Consider the following 23,636-nt stretch of genomic DNA (forward strand, 5'->3'; position numbering starts at 1 on the left):
AAATTTAACCATTTCCTGCCAAATCAAACCTTAATTTTTATCATGAAAAAATCTATTTTTAAAAATTAAGTGATAGAAATCATGGAAATTTTAAGAATAATCGAATCAAAACCCATTTTCAACTGCTCCTTCTATAAATATTGAATACCAAATGCCACTCTTCTTACAACTGTAAGTCTTTGCCGTCATTCTAAAAACTTAGCCGCTTCAAATGCGATTAACTTGCTAAGCGGATACCATGTATTGTGTCCGTACCATTTGATTAAATAATGAACACATGAAAAAATCGAAATTACAGGTTATGATAGAATTTTTATCGCACCTGTCTCAACTAAAAAGAGCTTCTAAAAGCGGTATTAAAGTACCGACTGTAAAAAACGGACGCCAGTTGAGTGTTGTTCTTGTATTGTTCCTGCTATTTTCAACAAACATGTTTGCTGTCACTTATTATTCCCGGACATCCGGAGGTAATTGGAACGTAGCTTCAACATGGTCAACTGTTGGATATGGTAATGCAACAAATTCCGGAACATTCCCATCTGCAGGTGACGTAGCAAATATTGGTGATGGTTATACTGTCATGATCAATGCTGCTGTCAATGTTGGTACTATTAATATAGGTCAAGGTGTATCAGGAACACTTGAATTCAGATCAACATCCAATTACACTGTCAATGTAAGCGGAAGTGTAACTGTAAATACAGGTGCACGGTTCTATTACAATTCAGCAGTGATCCGGACACATCAGGTGAACGTTTCAAAAAACTTTACTAATTATGGTCAGGTTGATTTTTATGTTGGCGCAGGTCAGCTTGTCAATCTTTCATTTAATACAAATTCTAATAGCATTGTTTCCGGAACCGGTACATGGGATCTTAACAATGTCACTTTAAATAAAACATTATCTACTGCCTTCACATTAAATGTTCAGACAAGTACGTTTGAATCAGGTATACGTAGTTTCATTGGAACGTATGGAACTTACATTCATAACAACTCAGGAACTTACCTGATAAATCCTACAGCAGCAACTTTCACGATTGGGCCTAACATGAAATACCAGATTCCATTAGGAACTATGTGGTTTGCATCGAATGCAGACAACGTTGTGATTCAAGGGGAAATGTACATAACAGGCGGAACAGTAAAAATAGGTAAAACAAATGGTATACAAGGATTAAGATATGATCAGAATGGAGCAACTATTCCAAAGTTAGATATCTCTGCAGGTTCACTTGAAGTACATGGTGGAATTACTTATGGAACGGCATCCAGTACCGAACCCTTTCATTTCCGAATGACAGGTGGAGCAGTTACTATTAATTCAGGAAGTACAGGCTCAAATCGTCAGTTATTATATCTGAATGATGTTGCTACCAGTACTTTTTACATGAATGCCGGAACTATAACATTCCAGCGTCCAAATACCAACGGAGCACTTACAGTAGATTTTGCAGTACCGGGAACAAATGGTAGCGTAACTTCTAATGGTGGTATTCTTCAATTTGGTAATGCGTCAACTGCTGCAGGTGCTGTATTTAATTTCAGACCTTATGCAAACGTAACGCAACCGCATTTCAGAGTATCAGGAAGCGCAGGTAATGCCATCACTCTGGCAACTTCATATGGATCAACTACAAATTTCAGAATTCTAAGTTTATACATTGATGTAAATAAAACATTTGACATTCGTTCAATTGGCGGTGCTGTTGGAGACTCAAAAACGATGACCCTCATGACTACCTGCAATGGTGTCGAAGCATTGTACAATGCCGGTACATTCCAGCAACGATTGAGTACAGTTACATTCAATACATCAGGAGCACAGGCAATTGGTGGACCGAATACAACTACTTTCTATAATCTAAGCATAAACAACGCAAGTCATATCACGCTTAACAAGCCAACAAATGTTACTAATTTCCTCACGATGGTGAATGGTAAATTATTAACTACAAATGCAAACGTACTAACTTGTACATCTACCGCATCTGCTACGATCGGTTCGAGCACGAGTTATGTTGATGGTCCTATGGTCCATACTGTTGCATCAGCTGCACTTACTGCAAGAACTTTCCCTGTTGGAAAAGGTTCAGCATATCGTCCTGTTGTTTTAACTGTAACTCATAACAATGCTCTTTCAGTTACTTACAGAGCAGAAGTAAATAATTCACCGGCAACTGCATTGCCTTACACATATCCACCAACAATTGCAAACGTTTCAGCGGTACGTTATACACGTATCATTCGCTCAGCAGTAAGTAATTTCACAAGCGGAAGAATTCAGATGTATTACAATACAGATGATGTTGTAGGCGATAAAAACACTCTTACTGTTGCGCATGATGACGGCGTTTCTCAATGGAGAAATATTGGCGGAACTGCTACGGCAAACTGGGTAGGAAATATTACATCAGGACTGTTTACCAGCTTCAATACTTATTTTGCTCTGGCTAATCCTCCGGGTGGTGGTAATGCTCTTCCGGTTTCACTTACTTCATTCACTGCTGCCTTTGAAGGAAAAAATGTTGCGGTAAAATGGACAACTGAATCAGAGATCAATAACGATTTCTTTACTCTTGAAAGATCTACTGACAACATCCATTATTCTGAAATTACTCAGGTCGATGGAGCGGGAAATTCAACAACATCAAAAAGTTACTCATACACAGATCAGCAAGCATTACGTGGAATTTCATACTACCGTCTGAAACAAACAGACTTTGATGGAAATTTTGAATACTTCCCTGCTGCTGTTGTACAAAATAAAAACAAAGGATCATTTGTGATCTATCCTAATCCTGCTAGTACAAGTATCGTTCACCTTTCAGGTGAAACAAATCTTGAGAATGCAGTAGTTGTTGTTCAGGATATAACAGGACGTACAATTCCTGCAACTTACAGAACAACAGAAAATGGTTCAGTCGAAATTCAAATTGATGAGTATTACTTAAAAACCGGTGCTGTATTTTTTATAAATGCAACAGACGGCGAAACAGTGATCAGAGAAAAATTACTCATCAACTAAAAATATTTTTCATGGTTTAGTTAGGAATATTGGTTAGGCAAAAGAGGCTCCTTAGGTGGGGCCTTTTTTGTTTTCAATTATCTCCCGCAGAGTTGCGCAGAATACGCAGAAAATCCGCAGAGATCCCTTCGGGATGGATAATTATATTCATATCAGATTGTTCTAAAAATAATATTTGTGGTCCTTTTTAGAAAAGAACATAATTAAATATTTTTTTCTGCTCCCGTAGGGAGCTCTGCGGATTTTCTGCGTATTCTGCGCAACTCTGCGGGAAATAAACCACCAAAACACTTGCCCCTTTAACCCTTAATTTTAGTATATTTGCACTACTAAAAAAAACGGGATGAAATTAGTTAGTTACCTGGCCAACAATGGTGAACATTTAGGCCTTTTTGTTGAAAATACTATTTACAATCTACCGGAAAATGCCGGTCTGATCGGAAAACAGTTGCCTGATTCAATGGCTGCTTTTTTAAACGGCGGAAGTGATGCAATGAAAATTGCTCATGAAGTCAACACCGGTATCATAAATAAGTCGATCAAAGCTATAGCTGCAAACGTCAATAGCGATGCGTTACTTGCCCCTGTTCCCCACCCGACTTCATGCCGCGACGGATATGCATTCAGACAGCATGTTGAAGCTGCTCGCAGAAACCGCAAGGTTCCTATGATAACAGAATTTGACCAATACCCTATTTTCTATTTTACTAATCATAATGCTGTACAAGGTCCCGGTGATGTTGTATGCATGCCCGATCATTTTCAGAAACTTGATTTCGAACTGGAAGTTTCAATAGTGATCGGTAAAAAAGGACGCAATGTAAAAGCAGCTGATGCTGATTCATACATTGCCGGATACATGATCATGAACGACATGAGTGCCCGTACTCTGCAAATGGAAGAAATGGCGTTGAATCTGGGACCTGCCAAAGGAAAAGATTTTTCAACCGTGATTGGTCCATGGTTAGTTACTCCCGATGAACTTGAACAATATAAAGTTCCTGCTAAACCGGGTCATGTTGGTAATGCTTATGATCTTCCAATGACTTGCAAAGTAAATGGTAAAGTAGTTTCTCAGGGTAATATGAAAGAGATGGACTGGACATTTGCTGAGATCATCGAACGTTGTGCTTATGGTGTGGATATTCTTCCTGGTGATGTGATCGGTTCTGGAACTGTTGGTACAGGTTGTTTTCTTGAACTAAATGGAACCGGACTTTTAAATGATCCGAATTACAAAGTGCAATGGTTGCAACCAAATGATGTTGTTGAAATGGATGTAAAAGGACTTGGCCATTTATCCAATACTATCAAAAAAGATAATTCAGATTTTTCAATTCTCGCATTGAAAAAATTCAGTGAAACTACAGCGTAAGCGCATTTCATTTTTATGGCTGAACAACTTCCCACAATAAACACTGCAGAAGCTGAAAAGGATATGATCCTTAAAGCTTATCGTGCTTTATTGCGTGCTTTAAAACCATCTCTCGGTAAAGGTGATAAGAAGACCATCCGCCAGGCATTCGATATGTCGATGGAAGCGCATAAAGATATGCGCCGCAAGACGGGTGAGCCATACATTTTACATCCATTAGCCGTTGCGCAGATCTGTGCTGAAGAGATCGGATTAGGTCCGCTTGCAATTGTTTGTGCATTGCTGCATGATACAGTTGAAGATACTCATATGACTCTTGAAGATATCAAGAGTAACTTTGGAGAAAAAGCTGCATCAATTGTTGATGGATTAACAAAAATTGCAGGAGTATTCGATAAAGGAACTTCATTACAGGCTGAGAATTTCAGGAAGATGTTATTGACTCTTTCTGATGATGTGCGTGTGATCTTAATTAAACTTGCCGATCGTTTGCACAACATGCGTACTCTTGAAAGTATGCGCCGCGATAAGCAATTGAAGATAGCATCAGAGACGGCATACTTGTATGCACCTCTTGCACATAGATTAGGATTATATTCTATCAAGACAGAGCTTGAAGATCTTTCGATGAAGTTCACTGAACCGGAGATCTATAATAACATTTACGATAAAGTACAACAAACCAGAAAAGAAAGAAATCGTTTCATAAATGAATTCTCTGAACCGATAAAGAATGAACTTATCAAACAGGATTTTAAGTTTGACATCAAAGGGCGTTCGAAATCTATTCATTCTATCTGGAGTAAAATGAAACGTCAGGGTGTTTCTTTTGAAGAGATCTACGATCTTTTTGCAATCCGTATCATCATTGATACCGATGAAGAAAATGAAAAACCAATGTGCTGGAAAGCATATTCGATCATAACGGATTTTTATCATCCTAATCCTGACCGCTTGCGTGACTGGATCTCTACTCCAAAAGCTAACGGTTACGAATCATTGCATACCACCGTCATGGGCCCCAATGGAAAATGGGTGGAAGTTCAGATCCGGTCAAGAAGAATGGATGAGATCGCTGAAAAAGGTTATGCTGCGCACTGGAAATACAAAGAGTCATCAGCAGAATCTGCTATCGATGAGTGGATAGAAAAAATCCGCGAATTGCTCGAAAGTCCGGAGACAAATGCACTCGATTTCATTGACGACTTCAAACTGAATTTGTTTTCTGATGAGATCTTTGTTTTTACTCCGGGTGGTGATATGAAAACACTTCCTTCCGGAGCAACAGCATTGGATTTTGCCTTTGAAATTCATACTGACCTTGGAAGTAAATGTATTGGTGCAAAAGTAAATCATAAACTTGTTCCTCTTTCTCATAAACTGAGAAGTGGTGATCAGGCAGAAATTCTTACGTCCAACAAACAAACTCCTAAAGAAGACTGGCTTTCGTATGTCGTTACTGCAAAAGCAAAATCGAAAATAAAAACGGCATTAAAGGAAGAGAAGAAAAAATTCGGTGAAGACGGAAAAGAAATTCTCATGCGGAAATTCCGTCATCTGAAGATCGATTTCAATAATGACAATATCAATGAACTCCTCGCCTACTACAAGATTCCAAGCAGTCTCGAATTATATTACAGAATTGCAAAAGGTGTAATTGATATTTCCGACCTGAAAGAATTCGTCGATGAAAAAGGTGTGATCAAAGCAAAGACACCACAACGCATCGAACCGAAGTCGCTGGAACAAATGGTCCAGAACATCCGTGGATCCAGCGACATGCTTGTTATCGGAGAGAATCTGGATAAGATCGATTACAAACTTATCTCCTTGTTGTAGTCCGATTCCCGGTGATGACGTTTTTGGATTTATTACGATCAACGACGGGATCAAAATTCATCGTATCAATTGTCCAAATGCAATTCAGCTTATGTCGAATTATGCCTATCGAATCGTAAAAGCAAAATGGACGAATCAGCATCAGATCGCTTTCCTTGCTGGAGTACGAATGACAGGAATCGATGAAGTTGGTGTTGTAAATAAAATCTCGAAAGTGATTTCGAGTGAATTAAAAGTAAACATGAGAAGCATCAGTATTGAATCAAACGACGGGATCTTCGAAGGAACGATCATGTTGTTTGTTCACGATACTCATCATCTCGATAAGTTGATCCAGAAACTCAAGGAGATTCATGGGATTCTTACAGTGTCGAGGATTGATGGGAAACAGTAAGGTTAATGTTCAAGGTTCAAGATTCAAAGTTCAAAGTTCAAAGTTCAAAGTTCAAAGTTCAAAGTTCAAAGTTGGCTTAAGCAGCTCAAAGTTCGAAGCCAACTTTGAACTTTGAACCTTGAACTTTGAACTAAAAAAATAAATTATGTTACAAGCCGCCAACGTACAAGAATCAGTAAAAAAAATCTTCACAGAATATCTGGAGAAGAAAAGTCACAGAAAGACTGATGAGCGATATAATATTCTGGAGGAAGTATACAATCTGGATGACCACTTTGATGTTGAATCGCTTTTTCTGCATATGAAATCGAAAGGTCATAGCATCAGCAGGGCAACGATCTATAATACGATTGAACTCTTGCTGGATTGTCAGTTGCTGACACGACATCAGTTTGGAAAAAATACAGCACGGTTTGAAAGGTCATTTTCTTCCCGTCAGCATGATCATCTGATCTGTCAGGATTGTGAACATGTATTTGAATTCTGTGACCCCCGGATTCAGCAGATCCAATCGATGATGGGCGAGATCTTAAATTTCAAGATCACTAATCACTCTCTGAATCTCTTCGGAAAATGTCGTGAATTAGAGGATAAAGGTGCATGTAAGCACCGAAAAACCGCATGAGTTAAGGGATTCGGAGGAATTCCTTTTGAAAATGTACTAACAAAGGATTGTTTATTACCTGCTTTTTCAAGTAAAATTCTTCTTTGCAGAGAAATTTATTACCATTAAATTCACGCCATGGAATTTAATTATACAATCAGTAACAAAGGCTCTTATGCCGTTGTCGAAATGAGCGGAAATCTGATCGATAAAAATCAGGCAACTCCCCTGCTCGATGAAATTCAGGAATACATTAACAAAGGTGTTAATAGTTTTGTTATTTCAATGGAGGCATTCAAATATCTAGATAGTAACGGACTGAATGTTCTTGTCAATATTCTGACAAAGAGTCGCAAAAACGGTGGCGATACTACCATATGTTGCATCAGCGATAAGATCAAAGAACTATTGATCATCACGAAACTCAATACAGTTTTCACAATTACAGATGATCTTCCTGCAGCAATCAAACAATTTCAAAATTAGTTTCTGAAAATGAAGGAATCAAAAGATCATCCTGTCTTAACTATAGGATGATTTTTTATTTTCAATAAAACCAACTTCTTTAAACAAAGTAATTCAATCTATAATGTCAGTCGATGTATTATTAGGTCTCCAATGGGGCGATGAAGGGAAAGGAAAGATCGTAGATGTTTTAACTCCCGAATATAATGTTGTTGCCCGTTTTCAAGGTGGACCAAATGCCGGTCATACTCTGGAATTCGAAGGTATCAAACATGTACTTCACACTATACCATCAGGAATTTTCAGAAAAGGAATTACAAATATTGTAGGAAACGGAGTCGTGATCGATCCGGTTACGTTGAAGAAAGAAATTGATGCTTTGAAAAAGATGAATGTCGATATCAACGCTTCACTTTTTATTTCCAGAAAAGCGCATATCATCATTCCAACTCACCGCCTTCTTGATGCTGCTTCCGAGTCGCATAAAGGAAAAGAAAAGATCGGTTCTACATTACGTGGTATCGGTCCAACTTATATGGATAAGACCGGAAGAAACGGTTTACGTGTTGGTGATATTGAATCACCTGATTTTAAAAACAGATATGAGAAACTGAAAAATAAACATCTTCAGATTCTCGATCAGATGAATCACGACAAAGACCTGAGTGAACTGGAAGGTCCGTTCTTTGAGGGCATTGAACTGATGCGCACATTGAACTTCGTTGACAGCGAACATGTGATCAATCAGTCTATCCTACAGAACAAAACTATTTTAGCTGAAGGTGCTCAAGGCTCATTGCTGGATATCGATTTCGGCTCCTACCCTTTTGTAACCTCATCCAATACAATTACAGCAGGTGCCTGCACAGGACTTGGTGTTGCTCCGAAACACATTGGAAAAGTATTTGGCATCTTCAAAGCATATTGTACCCGCGTTGGTAGTGGTCCGTTTCCAACAGAGTTGAATGATGAAACCGGTGAAGCTCTCCGCAAAGCAGGAAATGAATTCGGTGCTACAACAGGTCGTCCGCGTCGTTGCGGCTGGCTGGATCTTCCGGCACTTAAATATGCAATCATGATCAATGGCGTAACTGATCTGATCATGACCAAACCGGATGTACTCAGCGGATTTCCGACACTAAAAGTTTGTACGCATTATATTGTGAATGGTAAAAAAATGGATTACATGCCATTCGATATTGTAAATGAACCAGCAGAACCAGTTTATATCGATCTGCCGGGCTGGCAAAAAGATCTTACCGGAATTGTAAACGAAAAAGATTTTCCTGATGAACTCTCGCAATACATTGTATACCTTGAAAAAGAATTGAATGTTCCTGTTAGTATTGTTTCTGTTGGTCCCGACCGAAAACAAACTATCAGAAGAATGGATCTTGTTATTAGTTGAAAAAGAAACTGAGTAATTCTGAACTGAAAGATTTTTTAGAGGAAAAATATCACCTCTATAACCGTAAAGATTTTATTTCTTCAGATCCGATTTCTATTCCGCATCAGTTCTCAACTCAAGAGGATATAGAAATCGCAGGATTTCTTGCTGCAACAATTGCCTGGGGACAACGCACAACTATCCTGAAAAATGCCGGCGACATTCTGAAAAAGATGGATTTCGCACCCCATCAGTTTGTACTCGACTTTAAGAAAAATGATCTGGCTGTATTTGACGGCTTTGTTCACAGGACTTTTAATCAGGAAGATCTGAAGGTCTTTCTTTTTTCACTGCAAAGAATTTTCCGGAAGTACGGAACGTTAGAGAATTTACTAAGTCAATTTCTCAATTCCGACGATATCGATCTCAGCACAGCCATCTCAAAATGGCGGACAGAATTCTTCAAAATTGACCACAATCCCAGAACTTTGAAACATTTTTCAGATCCCTTGAATGGCTCAGCCACGAAAAGAATCAATATGTTTTTAAGGTGGATGGTCAGAAAAGATGAATACGGAGTCGACTTTGGGCTTTGGAAATCAATTAGTAGTGAGATTCTTACCTGTCCGCTCGATGTGCATTCCGGAAGAGTTGCCCGTAAACTCGGACTACTTAAAAGGACTCAGGATGACTGGAAAGCTGCTGCTGAACTCACTAAAAAGTTAAAAACATTTGACCCTTCTGACCCGGTAAAATATGATTTCGCTCTGTTCGGTTTAGGTGTGTTTGAGAAATTTTGATTGCTTATATTTGGACACTCATGCAATTTATCTATCCGGAATTCCTTTTCGCCCTCTCGGTCCTGGCTATACCGATCATCATCCATCTTTTCAATTTCCGCCGGTTCAAAAAGATCTATTTTACAAATGTAAGGTTTCTTAAAGAGATCAAACAGGACACACAGTCGAAATCGAAATTAAAACATCTGCTTGTTCTGCTGTCACGCCTACTTGCGCTTACATTTCTAGTTCTGGCATTTGCCCAACCTTTTATTCCGGCAAAGACAAATAAAGTTCAGACAGGTACGAAACGCGTGAGTATTTATGTAGACAATTCATTCAGCATGGATGCTCTTGGTAAAAATGGCAGCTTACTTGAGACTGCGAAAAAGAAAGCCCGCGAGATCGCAAATGCTTATAAGCCGTCTGATGAATTTCAATTACTGACCTCGTCTTTTGAAGGCCGGCATCAGAGGCTTGTTAACAGAGATGAATTCATCAGAATACTTGATGAAATTAAACCTACTTCATCTGTACATTCCATTTCCGAAATTTTGCAACGTCAGCAAGATGCGCTTTTCAGTGAAGGGAAATCAAAAACATCCAAGACTGCATACATCATTTCTGATTTTCAGCAAAGCACTTTCAATCTCGAAAGCGCAAAGATCGATTCAGCACTTCAGGTATCTTTAGTGCCGGTTGCAGCTTCTGCTCTGAATAATCTTTTCATTGATACCTGCTTTCTCGCTACTCCATTTGTTCAATTGAATACTCCGAATGAACTGGTAGTAAAGATCAGAAATACAGGTGGTACCGATGTTGAAAATATTCCGCTCAAATTACTGATCAACAATTCACAGAAAGCTATTGCAAGTATTTCTGTAAATTCAAATTCAAGCATAGAAACCAAATTGAGTTTTACAATTTCTGCAGGAGGATGGCAACGTGCTCAATTGAATATTACAGATTACCCCATCACATTTGATGATAATTTCTTTTTCAATTTCAATGTCCGGAATAATCTTCAGGTTCTATGCATCAATGGCGATCAACCTTCGCCTGCACTGAATGCAATTTTTGGAAATGATCCATACTTCAGTCTGAAAAACAGCAATCACAATCAGGTTGATTACTCTGCTTTTTCATCAATGCAATTGATCATTCTGAATGAAGTGAATGACTATTCCTCAGGTCTGATTCAGGAGTTGAAAAAATTTGTCACCAAAGGCGGATCTGTATTTGTGATTCCTTCTACAAATGCAAATATCAGCAACTACAATAATCTGTTTTCAGAACTGGAGATAAATTCTTTCGGAACAAAAGTTCAACAGCAGGAAAAGGTAGATAAGATCGAAGTCAGACATCCATTATTCACCGGAGTTTTTGAAAAAGGAAAAAGCCTTCCGGAAAACATGGACCTTCCAATTGTAAATTCTTACTATTCTGTTTTAAGAAACAGCAAAACAATTTCCGAAACAGTAATGAAATTATCGGGGGGAAACACATACCTGAGTTCTAATCAATCAGGCCGAGGAGTTGTTTATGTACTAGCCTCTTCATTACAACCTGAAGATGGAAACTTTTCCCGACATGCTCTTTTCGTTCCTGTTCTTTTGAGAGCAGCATTACGCGGGTCTTCCGAAATAAACAAACCGCTGATCATCGGTGAAGATCATGATTTTGGAATCAGCGATACACTCATATCAGCTGACAATGTTTTTCATCTGATCAATACAAAAGAAAAGTTCGACATCATTCCTGAAAGTAAAATTTACAATAATGCAACGATCTTGTCTGTGCATGATCAGATCAAAAATGCAGAGAACTATGATCTGAATGCCGGCAATGCATTGGTAGCTGTGGAATCATTCAACTTCAACAGAAAGGAATCGGATCTGAGTGTCTACTCTCCTACAGAGTTGACAGAGATAAGTTCGAAATATGGAAATTCAAAAATAAATGTGATAGAGACTGAAGGAAAAGATCTTTCTCACAGTATTGCTCAACTCAATGAAGGCAAAAGATTATGGAAATACTGTATCATACTTGTACTGGTATTTTTAGCAATAGAAATTTTGCTGATCCGATTTTTCAGAAAATAAAAAATAACACCAATGAAGATCATTCTTAAAAATGTGCATGTTTTATCACCGGGAAGTAAACATCATATGAAGGTGAAAGATCTCCTGATCAATTCGGGAACGATTGAAAAAATATCAGATGCCAATACTATTTCTGAAAAAGATGCACAAATTATCGAAGGAAAAAATAATTACGTCAGTGCCGGTTGGTTTGACCTCCATGTGAATTTCCGGGAGCCCGGACATGAGTACAAAGAAGGATTATCGAATGGCTGCAAAGCCGCAGCCAATGGGGGTTTTACAGGTGTTTTACTAATGCCATCGACTGAGCCTGCCATTGCCTCGAAAGCTTCAATTGAATACGTTACTCAAAAAACAAAAACGGAGATTGTTGATGTTATTCCGGCAGGAACTTTATCAGTGAACCGTGATGGCAAAGACTTAAGTGAAATGTATGATATGTCACTTGCCGGAACAAAAGTTTTCACTGACGATAAAAGATCTATCTCCGATTCCGGATTGTTGATCCGTGCATTACAATACTCACACAATTTCAAAGGCAAGATCTTTTCTTTTGCAGAAGACAAATACATCGCCGGAAAAGGCCAGATGAATGAAGGGATCACTTCAACTCAATCAGGATTGAAAGGCTCACCGGCTTTAGCAGAAGAAGTAAATATCAACCGCGACCTTTTCATAGCGGAATATTGCAACTGTCCGATTCACTTCTCTACGATCTCCAGTGCCGGTAGCGTTGCTCTTATCAGAGCTGCCAAAGCGAAAGGCATTAAAGTTACCTGCGATGTAGCAGTTGTCAATCTGATGTTCAATGAAGAAAAACTTTCAGGTTTCGATACAAACTTCAAGGTTAAACCGCCATTACGAACAGAAGAAGACCGGCTAGCTCTTATCGATGGATTAGTAGATGGCACAATTGATTGCATTACTTCAGATCATTGTCCTGACGATGTAGAAAACAAACTAAAAGAATTTGAACTGGCCAACTTCGGAATCTCAAGTATCGACACAGCATTTGCAGTTGCAAGAACTGCAACAAAAGACAAACTGAATCTGGCTGAACTCGTTTCTAAATTCACCACTCATCCAAGATGTTGCGCCGGACAAAAAACGATCTTGATTGAAGAAGGCAATCCGGCAAACATAACTGTCTTTGATCCTGACATAAAATGGACGGTGCAGTTAAGTGATATAAAATCTGCTTCTAAGAATACTCCGTTTATTGGAATGAAACTTATCGGAAAACCGGTTTGTGTGATTAATAAGGGGATGGTTTCGCTCTAGTTTGGAGAGGCCTGTCTTTCTAAGTCAAGAATGAGCGGCCGATAAACGTAGGTCAAAGGTTAAAGGTCAAAGGTCAAAGGTCAAGCGGATGGATAAGCCGGGACTTTTAATTCGAAAGCCAAAATAAAAAGAAAAAAGAAAAAAATATTTCTGCGAATGTTCTGCGAAAATCTGCGACACTCTGCGGGAAATAAAAAACATTTGAATGATAAAAGTACTCATGGTTTGTCTGGGAAATATTTGCCGCTCACCAATGGCAGAAGGAATATTGCGTAAGAAAATCGAACAAAATAAATTAGACATCTTTGTTGATTCTGCGGGGACTGCAAATTTTCATGTAGGTGAATGTCCGGATGCACGGGCAATTAAAACGGCTAAGAAATTTGGTGTAGATATTTCTCCATTGCGCGGACGACAATTTTCAGAAACTGACTTCGATGAATTCGATCATATCTTTGTAATGGATGATTCCAACCGTTCGAATGTCCTGAAATTGGCGCGGAACGAAAATGACAGGAAAAAAGTAAGGTTGTTTCTCGACCTTACTGATGAATTTCGTTCCAAAGATGTTCCTGATCCGTGGTTTGGTGGTGATGAAGGATTTGTTGAAGTATATGAAATGCTCGATAAGGCATGTGAGAATTTTCTCATTCGTGAATTAAAGACCAACTGATGTCCGCAATTATTTATCTGATTCCTACTTTTCTTTCCGATGAGCAAACGGATGTGCTAACTGCTTCATCGTTGGCTGTTGTCCGTGAAATCGATGAGTTTGTAGTGGAGAATGAAAAAACGGCACGAGCATTTTTGAAAAAGATAGGCAGTAAGATCAGTCAGTCGAATTTTATTTTTCATGAACTGAATGAACATACCGATCCGAAATCCATTTCTGAATTAGCTACAATATTTAAAAAGAATAAATCAATAGGAGTTTTGAGTGAAGCCGGTTGTCCTGCAATAGCGGACCCCGGAAGTGAATTTGTAAAACTAGCACATCAGAACAATGTAAAAGTTATTCCATTGATCGGTCCTGCTTCTATGCTTCTTGCATTGATGGCAAGTGGAATGAATGGTCAATCGTTTTGTTTTCATGGCTATTTACCTAGAGAAAGCGGACCAAGTAAGCAGAAACTGAAAGACCTGGAAAAAGATGCTCAGAAAAAAGATCAGTCGCAATTATTCATTGAAACGCCCTACAGAAATCAGCAGATGCTGGGTGATATACTTGTTTCTTTAAATGATCAGACTCGACTTTGCATAGCTTTTGACATAACCGGAAAGGGAGAGTTTATCAGGACATTGAATATCGCTGACTGGAAAAAGCAGAAAATAGATTTTCATAAGAAGCCTGCAGTTTTTATTATTGGAAAATGAAATTGATAAAATGAACATTCGTCCTGCAACCATTGATGATGTCAAACAGATCTTTGAATTTGTAAAGATCATTGCAGTAAAGGAAACGAATAACGTTATTTCGTTACCTGAAGAATTCAGTTCTACAATTGCCGATCAGGAAAAGTGGATCAGATACTATTCAGAAAACGAAAATGCACTTTTACTTGTAGCTGAAACAGAAGGAAAGATAGTAGGTGTTCTCGATTTCAAAACGCATCCCAAGATCAGAATGTCGCACAGTGGTGAATTCGGAATCAGTATTCTTCCCGAATACCAGAATCAAAAGATCGGCAGTAAGATGATAGAATTTCTATTGCAATGGACCACTACCCGACCGAAAATAAAAAAGATCAATCTCTGTGTCTTCCATCCGAATACAAGAGCCATTCATGTCTATAAAAAATTAGGTTTTGAAATTGAAGGGGTTCAAGTTGGTGCGGTGCAGATCTCTGAGGGGGAGTTTATTGATTTGGTGATGATGGCGAGGGTTGTTTGAATCTCCTCCTTCATCAAATAAAACTTAGCAAAGCACTCACACGCTAGGCGGAATGTTAAGCGCAAGCTAGTATCCATTTTCAAAACGTAAGACATCAAGCGTCATTCGCTGGGAATTTAGGTACACGTTTGTAAAAATCCAATTGTAAAACTGATCGATGGAATTTTATTCGAAATAATTATGCCTGAAATATTTTGCTTTTAACAAGCATTGTCCGTTACCCCGGCAGGAATGTCGCTTGAGCATTTACTAATTTGAAAGTGCTTTCTTAATTTCCGCTCAACATTCCGCCTAGCGTATAGCGTATTTACCAATTCGTTATGCGGTGAAAGTTAACTCATCAATCCGCCTGGCACTGCATATAATACTTAGCTTCACTTGTGCTCTTGTGCTAAAAACTAAGTGATCTTAGAGTTAAAATATTCTTTATAATTCTTTATAGCAAATCACCGCTTCATAAAAGTCACTTCCTCATCCGAATTATCATCATCATAAAATTCAACTTTTGTTGATGACTCGGAACGGATGTGCCAGCGTTTGCTGAGCTTAACGAGGGGTTCAACGTTACCGAGAGCAATTCGGAATTCGTCGGTGCCGTCGTCGTCGTCTTCGGCATACCAGGAACCTACTGTAGTACCATAGATACATGTCGCAGTCAACTCACCATTGGTATTGAAAACAAATGTGTACTCTTCAAAATGATAGGTTTCATCATCGCCATCTTCCAGAAATTTACTGACATACCAGGTACCGGTTGTTAAAACACCTTGTGCCGGTATACCTGCTCCTTTCTCCTTTTTACATGCAAAAGAAAATAGTATAAGTAAAAGTAATAATGCTCTCAACTTCATCCGTGCTATCTTTTTCCCTTCAAGATTCCTTACTCAAAACTAAACTTTTCAGGTCCAATTTCATAAATGTAGTGTCTAAATAGGGATAATTGTATGCTGAAATGGTACAATCCATGTCTAAAATAGTGAATAAATAGTACATATTTGATCAATTTCAGGAATTTAACTTCTTACATGCCACTAACTGCCGGGACATCTTCCACTGTCAAGATCTTGATATCAAACACAAGAGCTTTATATGGTGGCACAATAAAAGTTCCATTTTTCGGATTGCGGATTCCTTCTTCGCCATAACCAAGTGAGGATGGAACGATCAATGTAAATTTACTTCCGGCATTAAGATCTTTCATTGCAAGCTCCCACCCTTTGATCACCCGGTGTGTACCACTTACAAATGTGTATGGTCGACCGCCTGCTTTCGTTCCATCAAAAATTTTCCCATCGGTGAAACGACCTTCGTATTCAAGTGTCACAATTTTTCCACTGTCAATAGTTGCTCCTTTACCTTGTTCATGAACTATCAGATAGTATCCTTCTTCCGCCGGTTTTACTTTTATATTCTGATCAAACAAATATTTATTCAACTCTGCTTTCTCTTTTTTTTCCGCCTCACTCAACTTCATGATGATCTCTTCTTCTGCCTGTTGCGCAGATTGAATATTCACTACTTTTATGTCAAACTTCACAAGTGTGCCTGGTGTAAATCCGGTTTCTGATTGCGGAATAACTATTCCGGATCTTCCCGTAAATAAATACGCATAAAGTGAATCTGCAGGAACATAGAATGTTGCACTGTCATTCTTTGCAAGATTCAAAAGACCATCTTCAAAACTTCCTTTAAACGGAATTTTATCTAACTGAAATCTCAGAGGTAAAGCAGAATTCCTTGAATCAAACAAAATAGAATCTTTATCATTCTTATAGACCATGATCAAGGTAACATAATCACCAAGTTGAATTTTAGGTCCTTCTGACTTAGTATAGATTACATACTTAAACCCCGAATCCGTTTTCTTTTCTTCACCATTCTTTAAATTGCAACCAAACATTGTTGTAGCAATAAAAAGAACCAGACTTACTTTTTTCATTAGTTTACTTTTAATAATGTAACGTCAATATATAATGCAGCCCCCGGTGGGATTTTATCTTCATCACCACTTAAGCGGTATGCAAGATGATTCGGAATGATCAGTCTTGCGCTTTCACCGGGAATCATTTTCATTATTCCTTCTTCCAGACCACGGATCTGCATTCCTTCTCCCAGCTTGAATGCAATTGGATTAGTTGTATCTGTTTCATAACAAAGTGTACCATCGAGCAGAAAAACTTTGCATATGATCTGAACTTCTTCGTGTTCAGCAGGTGGAACTCCGTTCTTTGCTCTTTTATAGATCTGTATCCGTAAACCGGTACCTGTTCGTTCTGTAGTAAATTGTCGTTGCCTGATAAACTCTTCTATTTCTTGCGACTCTTTCTGCACACGATTCTTATTCGCATTCGTCAGTCTGTCGTTCACTTCCTGCTCAGATATGGGAGTCTTCTCCGAATCATTATTACGATTACACGAAGAAAAAATTACAATAATTATTAATAGAAAGATATTTTTCATCCGACAGCGTTCAATTCATTCTTATATACAGGCAATAGATCAAGGAACTTTTTAACTGTTTCTGACAATGAAAGTTCTGATCTGCCACCGGAAGCATTTTTATGTCCGCCGCCGCTAAAATATTTTCCGGAAAATTCTTTCACGGAAAAATCACCTTTCGACCGGAATGAAATTTTTATCAAGCCATCTTTCTCTGAGAAAAATGCAGCAAATTTAATTCCGTTTATACTCAAAGCGTAATTTACCAATCCTTCAGTATCTCCGCTTTTATGATTGAACATTTCAAGTTCTGCCTGTGACAATGCCAGATAAGCAGTATTGTATTCAGGCAAAACGATCAGTTTTTCTTTTAATGAATAACCAAGCAACCGCAGCCTGTTTTCTGTACTTGTGTCATACACTCTTTCGTGTATTCTGTAATTCTCTGCTCCGGCTTCCATTAATCTTGCAATGATCCTGTGTACATCAGCTTTCATTGAAGAATAGCGAAACGAATTTGTATCGGTCATAATGCCACAATACAAACATTCGGCAATATCCTTATTGATCTTTTCTGAATCTCCCAAAGCATCAATGAAACGATAGATCAATTCACAGGTTGAACAGGCTTCTGTAAATGAAAAAACATGATCGTAAACATTTTCAGGATCAAGATGATGATCGATCAAGACTTTCTTTGCTGTAGAACTTCGAAGATCACTTTCCATTATATCAACTCTGCTTAGCCAGTTGAAATCAAGACAGAATATTAGGTCCGCTTTACTGATCAGTTCCTTTGCCTGTTTAGTTGAATATTCAAAATTGACAACAATGTTATTCGAAGGTAACCAATATAGAAAATCAGGATAATCACTTGGAGTTACAACATTGACATTACATCCAAGTAATTTCAGATAATTATATAATCCCAATGAAGATCCCATGGCGTCACCATCAGGCCGATGATGAGTCGTAATCACTATGTTCTTTGAATCCTTGATCAGTTTTTTTACTGCAGTGACCTCTGCCGGTGGGAATTGCATCTTGTGTTCTTGTGTTTATTTTTTTTCTCAATCAATCTTCTCAAACCTCTTCGTACAACTTCCTTTCACACTCTCAATTTTCACAAAGTACATTCCTGCTTTTAAGTCGCGAACAGAAATGACAGAATGTTTTCCATTCAATTTCACATCTTTTACCTTTCTTCCCAGCAAATCTGTTATTGTTACATTCGGATTTAAAATGTCTTCGCTCAGCAACAATGAAAATTCTGTGCTTGTCGGATTCGGATATAAATGAACTGACAAATTCTCTTCTATTTCAGATGTAAAAACAAAGCCGCAATTTGTCAGTGTATTGAAGGCATCCGCTTTTCCATAACCCCATGCATTATTTGGCACAGGTCCCCAGGTAAAAGTATCATGTGCTGCACAATTCATGATGGCACTTTTAAAATCTGCCCAGGTTGCTGTCGGATTCTGTTGTAGAAATAATGCAGCAATGCCGGCCACAACAGGAGCAGATGCAGATGTGCCGCCACCTGTCTGATGCAATCCTCCCGGAGCAACTTTATAAGGCTGTGCTCCAATTAATCCTGGCATTAAAGTCATCACACCGGTTGAAACAATATGATGTCCGGGACCTGCAATCTCAGGTTTGATACGATTATCCCGTGTCGGACCTCTGCTGCTGTTCTCTGCAAGATCTCTTGGCCTGTCAGTAGGTGTGATCTGCACGGTATTGTTATAATCCAAATGTCTGTCAGTGTTATAATAATTTCCAACAGTAACAACATTATCCAGACAAGCCATACCACTCACGATGGATTGATTCGTATCCGGTGCCCAGTAATTTACAATATCAGGAAAGGTTGCAACATTAGGTACGTTTTGCCATTCATAATCGAAAGACCAGCTATCATATCTTCCATTTCCTGTAGTTGTAAACCGCCAGTTGTAAGCAGTTGAATCGGGTATAACATATATTTCAAGTTGGTACACTCCTTCATTTACGGATGTATACATCTGAACTACTCCCAGTCTTTTTGTATTTACAATCAGACTTCTTGTTAAAAGTGTATTGATCGTTGGAGTAACACTTATAAAAGGAAGAGCACCTCTGTGTTCGAAGTATGGTGAAATTTTATCAGCTCCAACTGTGAATTGGATCTGATTGAACTGAGCTGAATCTGCATAAATAGAAACGTAAGCCCCGGGAATTCCTGAATTATATCTGAACCAGGTAAAGACCGTATCACTTGCAACGGAATTTCTACCTACATGAAATGGATAAACAATTCCAACATTTCCGGCAGCAGCTACAAGTATTCTTCCACTTTGTGCATCGATCAGATTACTGATATATTGAGCTTCCAGGTCTTGTCCGTCATGTGATCCTTCATACGATCCCAACGAAGCATTGATCACACATGGTTTCCCTAATTGCTGTGCTTTGTCAAAAATATATTCTACTGCATGCGCAAGTCGGGGAACATTATCATTTGCTGCAAAATCATAACCTACAATTATCAGATCAGATTTTGGGGCAACTCCTTGAAAGTGTCCGACAGCACTTCCATTTCCTGCTGCAATTCCTGTAACATAAGTTCCGTGACCATACTGATCTTCTCCTGTATGTGAAGCAGCAAGTCCGCCCATAATATCAACATCATTCCACTCTTGTCCGTATGCATATGGCTGCGGAGTATTAGGTGCAGTGGGTTTTGTCATGTCCCACAAATATTTGATGCGTGTATATCCGGTGCTGTCTTTGAAATCAAGATGATTGATATCAATTCCTGAATCGATAATTCCCATGATCACACCTGTTCCATCATACGCTTGCGGTAAAGGCGTTTGTCCGTTATGAACCTCATCAACTCTTGACAACATCCTCATTGTATCATTCATCACTTTTACACGATTCAAATTTCCCTGAATGATCTTTACAAATGGCTTGTCAATTAACTCAGCAATTGTATTTAGTGAAAGACGTGCTGAAATAATTTTTCCGGAAGTTCCGATGATCTTTTCATTTCTTGATGAAATAAAATTTGAAATCTCATTGACATCTCCTTTTATCAATACATCGGTTATAGATGTTCTAGATAATTTCGTTGAATTGATTTTCTCCCGTAAAGCCATATTTACCGATGTCTGTGCAAAAGACAAAGTAGTTGTTACAAAAAGCAGAATTGTGAATAGGTAGTTCTTATTCATTAAATTTAATTTAAATTCGGAAATAAAGGTCGGATCCGGTTGAAACCTGGCATCCAAACTTTTCAGGGTTAAATCCTAACCAAAGATGCCACTCCTTCCTTTCTTATCTACAAAAGTCACGAAAAATTATAAAATATGTGTTGTGAATAAGTAATTTAATGAATTCGGCCTGTTTTTCCTGATGAATCTACAGAGCAGGTATGTTATTTTTATTGTTTTCCAGGATTAAATTAAGTGGTAAATAAATTTTTAATCCAAAATTTCATATATTTGAGAAACAGAAGTCGAAAAGTCAATTCAATTTTTGTTCTCCCAAAAAATCTTTCTTATCCACCCCACCTCTGGATTTGTTAAAACAATAAGCCGATGCAAAGCTCAGTGTTTCAATATCCATATGAAAAAGTTCTTCGCAGAACTCACGGTGTTTTGTCCAAACTTGGATTGAAAGTTACCGACTTTGATAAAAAGAAAGGAAGTATAAAAGCACGTTCTAATTTTTCTTTCTCCCGTCCTACTGTAAATGTTGATCTGATCATTGAAGAAATGGAGAATCACAATACAAAAGTGACAGTAACAGGACTTCAGGTAAAGCGACATTTTTTCAACGTAAATACGATGCACAAGTCAGAGAGTCGGAGATTCTGGATGCTATTACGACGGTAATTTAGTGAGTGGTAAGTGATGAGTAGCAATACATAGTATTGTAAGAGCTTACATTTTTGAATTTTGTCTTGAACTTGCTTTACTTCGGTAGTGCTACTCACTACTTACTACTTACCACTTACCTCTTATTACTTTCCAAAAAATCACTACTTTCGCTCCTATATGTACACCCGACGACAACAATTCCTCCAACACGTTGCTCAAACCAGTCCTAGTCCGCCGGGGTTGGATATTGAAAGTGCAAAAGGAGTTTATCTTTTCGATCATAATGGGAAGAAATATCTTGATCTTATCTCCGGAATTTCTGTTTCAAGTCTCGGGCATGGACATCCTGAAATACTTGCCGCTGCAAAAAATCAGATCGATAAACATATGCATCTGATGGTATATGGCGAATATGTAATATCACCACAAGTTGCTTTAGCAAAACGATTAAGTGAATTGCTTCCTGAAAATTTATCGACAACCTATTTTACGAATAGCGGCACTGAAGCTGTTGAAGGTGCAATGAAACTTGCAAAACGTTTTACAGGAAGAACTAATTTTGTTTCGTTCAAAAATTCGTACCACGGAAGTACACAAGGTGCTTTAAGTTTAAGCGGAAATGAATGGCTGAAAAATGCTTATCGTCCGCTTTTGAATGGTACAACAATTATAAATTTCAATGATGAATCGCAATTCGATTCTATCGATCAGAATACTGCAGCAGTTTTTGTTGAACCAATTCAGGCAGAAGCAGGAATTCTGATTCCTGAAAATGATTTCCTGAAAAAACTTTCAGTGCATTGCAAAAAAGTCGGAGCACTGCTGGTCTTTGATGAGATCCAGACAGGAATGGGACGCACAGGAAAATTATTTTCATTCCAACATTTTAATGTAGTACCTGACATCTTGCTTTTAGGGAAAGCACTTGGCGGTGGAATGCCATTAGGTGCATTTATTTCTTCTCAGGAAATTATGCAGACGCTTTCTTATGAACCGATCCTTGGACATCTCACTACTTTCGGCGGACATCCGGTTTGTTGTGCTACTGCAAGTGCAGCATTGGAAATTATAGTTCGTGATAAACTAGCTGAAAATGTCATAGAAAAGGAAAAATTGTTCAGAAAACTGCTTGTTCATGAAAACATCAGAATTATTAGAGGAAAAGGTTTGTTACTTTGCATTCAATTTCAAAGTGAAAAATTCAATCAGGATGTGATCTCAAAATGTTATGATAAAGGCTTGATAAGTGACTGGTTTTTATTTGCAGCCGATTGTCTGAGAATTGCACCGCCATTGATCATCAGTGAAGAAGAAATCAGAGAATCATGTAGCATTATCCTGAATTCAATAGAAGAAGTAAAAAGTAAAAATTGATCTTGTAATAAAACTAAAATATGAATGTACTGATTGTAGAAGACGAAAGACAATCATCGCATGAAATTGAAATCTTTCTTACCAAGCAAGGATATCATTGCGATGTCGCTTTCAATGGCAAAAGTGCTTCAGAAAAGATCTTCGTTAACTCATACGATTTTGTTTTACTTGATATCGGATTACCTGAACACAATGGATTTCAATTGCTGAAAGAAGCGAAAGAGGCCGGGAAAGACGGAGCTTTTATAATACTTACTGCACGAGGATCAATTGATGACAGGATTACAGGACTGGATCTTGGAGCAGATGATTATCTGGCGAAACCATTTTCACTTCTTGAACTTCAGGCAAGGATGCAAGCCATCTTAAGAAGAAAACACGGATTGAAAAATAATATGATTCAGATCCATGAATATTCTATGGACATTCAGAATCGTACTGTTTACTTCGAAAAAAATGCAATCAGTCTGACAAAAAAGGAATTTGATATTCTCCATTACATGGCACTCCACAAGAACCGTGTGATCACAAGAATGCAACTTACAGAACATATCTGGGGCGATGTCCTGGAAGAAGATTATGAATCGAATTACATCGACGTGCACATGAAAAATCTCCGGAAAAAATTATCTGCATATGGTAATTCTGATTTTATAGAAACGGTTCGTGGAATCGGTTACAGGTTGAATATGGCATAACTTAGTTTAAGGTTGCAGGTTAAAAGTTCCAGGTTAACCTCGTAGTCGACTACAATGCTAACCTGCAACCTTAAACCTGCAACCTGTTACTCACTAACCACTCCTTACTTAAAA

General features: G+C 38.2%; 19 protein-coding genes and 1 pseudogene. 15 read left to right on the plus strand and 5 right to left on the minus strand.

The annotated features are described in order from the left end of the window. The first annotated feature begins 277 nt into the window (after nt 1–277). From IPL24_02640 to IPL24_02695, 12 genes and pseudogenes are all read left to right on the plus strand, one after another. Nucleotides 278–3,028: a T9SS type A sorting domain-containing protein gene (locus tag IPL24_02640; protein ID MBK8362597.1), complete on the plus strand. Its 2,751-nt coding sequence runs from the start codon at nt 278–280 to the stop codon at nt 3,026–3,028. Between the two features lie 343 nt (nt 3,029–3,371). Continuing rightward, nucleotides 3,372–4,403, plus strand: coding sequence for a fumarylacetoacetate hydrolase family protein (locus tag IPL24_02645; GenBank protein MBK8362598.1), 1,032 nt, complete (start codon nt 3,372–3,374; stop codon nt 4,401–4,403). Between the two features lie 15 nt (nt 4,404–4,418). Continuing rightward, nucleotides 4,419–6,636 (plus strand): annotated as a pseudogene (locus IPL24_02650) (bifunctional (p)ppGpp synthetase/guanosine-3',5'-bis(diphosphate) 3'-pyrophosphohydrolase). 145 nt (nt 6,637–6,781) lie between these two features. Further along, nucleotides 6,782–7,261 (plus strand): transcriptional repressor, encoded by a 480-nt coding sequence (locus IPL24_02655; protein MBK8362599.1) that lies wholly within the window; start codon nt 6,782–6,784, stop codon nt 7,259–7,261. Nucleotides 7,262–7,378: 117 nt separating this feature from the next. Next, nucleotides 7,379–7,726 carry an STAS domain-containing protein gene (locus tag IPL24_02660; protein MBK8362600.1) on the plus strand — a complete coding sequence of 116 codons (348 nt, stop codon included), beginning with the start codon at nt 7,379–7,381 and terminating at the stop codon, nt 7,724–7,726. Nucleotides 7,727–7,829: 103 nt separating this feature from the next. After that, nucleotides 7,830–9,113, plus strand: a complete 1,284-nt coding sequence (locus tag IPL24_02665; protein MBK8362601.1) for an adenylosuccinate synthase — start codon at nt 7,830–7,832, stop codon at nt 9,111–9,113. Nucleotides 9,114–9,121: 8 nt separating this feature from the next. After that, entirely contained in the window at nt 9,122–9,892 is a 771-nt protein-coding gene (locus IPL24_02670; protein MBK8362602.1) for a TIGR02757 family protein, read from the plus strand. Nucleotides 9,893–9,912: 20 nt separating this feature from the next. After that, nucleotides 9,913–11,973 (plus strand): BatA and WFA domain-containing protein, encoded by a 2,061-nt coding sequence (locus IPL24_02675; protein MBK8362603.1) that lies wholly within the window; start codon nt 9,913–9,915, stop codon nt 11,971–11,973. Between the two features lie 12 nt (nt 11,974–11,985). Next, nucleotides 11,986–13,254, plus strand: coding sequence for a dihydroorotase (locus IPL24_02680; GenBank protein MBK8362604.1), 1,269 nt, complete (start codon nt 11,986–11,988; stop codon nt 13,252–13,254). Nucleotides 13,255–13,459: 205 nt separating this feature from the next. Then, nucleotides 13,460–13,927 (plus strand): low molecular weight phosphotyrosine protein phosphatase, encoded by a 468-nt coding sequence (locus tag IPL24_02685; protein MBK8362605.1) that lies wholly within the window; start codon nt 13,460–13,462, stop codon nt 13,925–13,927. After that, complete coding sequence (locus IPL24_02690; GenBank protein MBK8362606.1) at nt 13,927–14,628, plus strand: SAM-dependent methyltransferase; 702 nt, start codon at nt 13,927–13,929, stop codon at nt 14,626–14,628. The genes IPL24_02685 and IPL24_02690 overlap by 1 nt, the downstream gene beginning before the upstream one ends. Before the next feature lie 10 nt (nt 14,629–14,638). Continuing rightward, nucleotides 14,639–15,145, plus strand: coding sequence for a GNAT family N-acetyltransferase (locus IPL24_02695; GenBank protein ID MBK8362607.1), 507 nt, complete (start codon nt 14,639–14,641; stop codon nt 15,143–15,145). A 446-nt stretch (nt 15,146–15,591) separates the two neighbouring features. On the opposite strand, the gene IPL24_02700 is transcribed toward IPL24_02695, so the two are convergent. The 5 genes from IPL24_02700 to IPL24_02720 form a co-directional block, all read right to left on the minus strand. Further along, nucleotides 15,592–15,996 (minus strand): hypothetical protein, encoded by a 405-nt coding sequence (locus IPL24_02700; protein MBK8362608.1) that lies wholly within the window; start codon nt 15,994–15,996, stop codon nt 15,592–15,594. 170 nt (nt 15,997–16,166) lie between these two features. Continuing rightward, nucleotides 16,167–17,084: an FKBP-type peptidyl-prolyl cis-trans isomerase gene (locus IPL24_02705; protein ID MBK8362609.1), complete on the minus strand. Its 918-nt coding sequence runs from the start codon at nt 17,082–17,084 to the stop codon at nt 16,167–16,169. After that, nucleotides 17,084–17,605, minus strand: a complete 522-nt coding sequence (locus IPL24_02710) for an FKBP-type peptidyl-prolyl cis-trans isomerase (protein MBK8362610.1) — start codon at nt 17,603–17,605, stop codon at nt 17,084–17,086. Before IPL24_02710 ends, IPL24_02705 begins: the two co-directional genes overlap by 1 nt. Then, entirely contained in the window at nt 17,602–18,627 is a 1,026-nt protein-coding gene (locus IPL24_02715; GenBank protein ID MBK8362611.1) for a bifunctional oligoribonuclease/PAP phosphatase NrnA, read from the minus strand. Before IPL24_02715 ends, IPL24_02710 begins: the two co-directional genes overlap by 4 nt. Before the next feature lie 27 nt (nt 18,628–18,654). Further along, on the minus strand, nt 18,655–20,802 hold the full coding sequence (locus IPL24_02720; protein ID MBK8362612.1) for a S8 family peptidase: 2,148 nt from the start codon (nt 20,800–20,802) through the stop codon (nt 18,655–18,657). Between the two features lie 366 nt (nt 20,803–21,168). On the opposite strand from IPL24_02720, the gene IPL24_02725 reads away from it, so the two are divergent. The 3 genes from IPL24_02725 to IPL24_02735 all read left to right on the plus strand — a co-directional run bounded on the left by IPL24_02725 (nt 21,169) and on the right by IPL24_02735 (nt 23,522). Then, nucleotides 21,169–21,465, plus strand: a complete 297-nt coding sequence (locus IPL24_02725; GenBank protein MBK8362613.1) for a hypothetical protein — start codon at nt 21,169–21,171, stop codon at nt 21,463–21,465. 162 nt (nt 21,466–21,627) lie between these two features. Beyond that, on the plus strand, nt 21,628–22,824 hold the full coding sequence (locus IPL24_02730; GenBank protein ID MBK8362614.1) for an aspartate aminotransferase family protein: 1,197 nt from the start codon (nt 21,628–21,630) through the stop codon (nt 22,822–22,824). A 20-nt stretch (nt 22,825–22,844) separates the two neighbouring features. Beyond that, nucleotides 22,845–23,522 carry a response regulator transcription factor gene (locus tag IPL24_02735; GenBank protein MBK8362615.1) on the plus strand — a complete coding sequence of 226 codons (678 nt, stop codon included), beginning with the start codon at nt 22,845–22,847 and terminating at the stop codon, nt 23,520–23,522. The last annotated feature ends 114 nt before the right edge of the window (nt 23,523–23,636 follow it).

This window comes from Bacteroidota bacterium (assembly GCA_016711505.1).
In the GTDB taxonomy this organism is placed as follows: domain Bacteria; phylum Bacteroidota; class Bacteroidia; order AKYH767-A; family 2013-40CM-41-45; genus JADKIH01.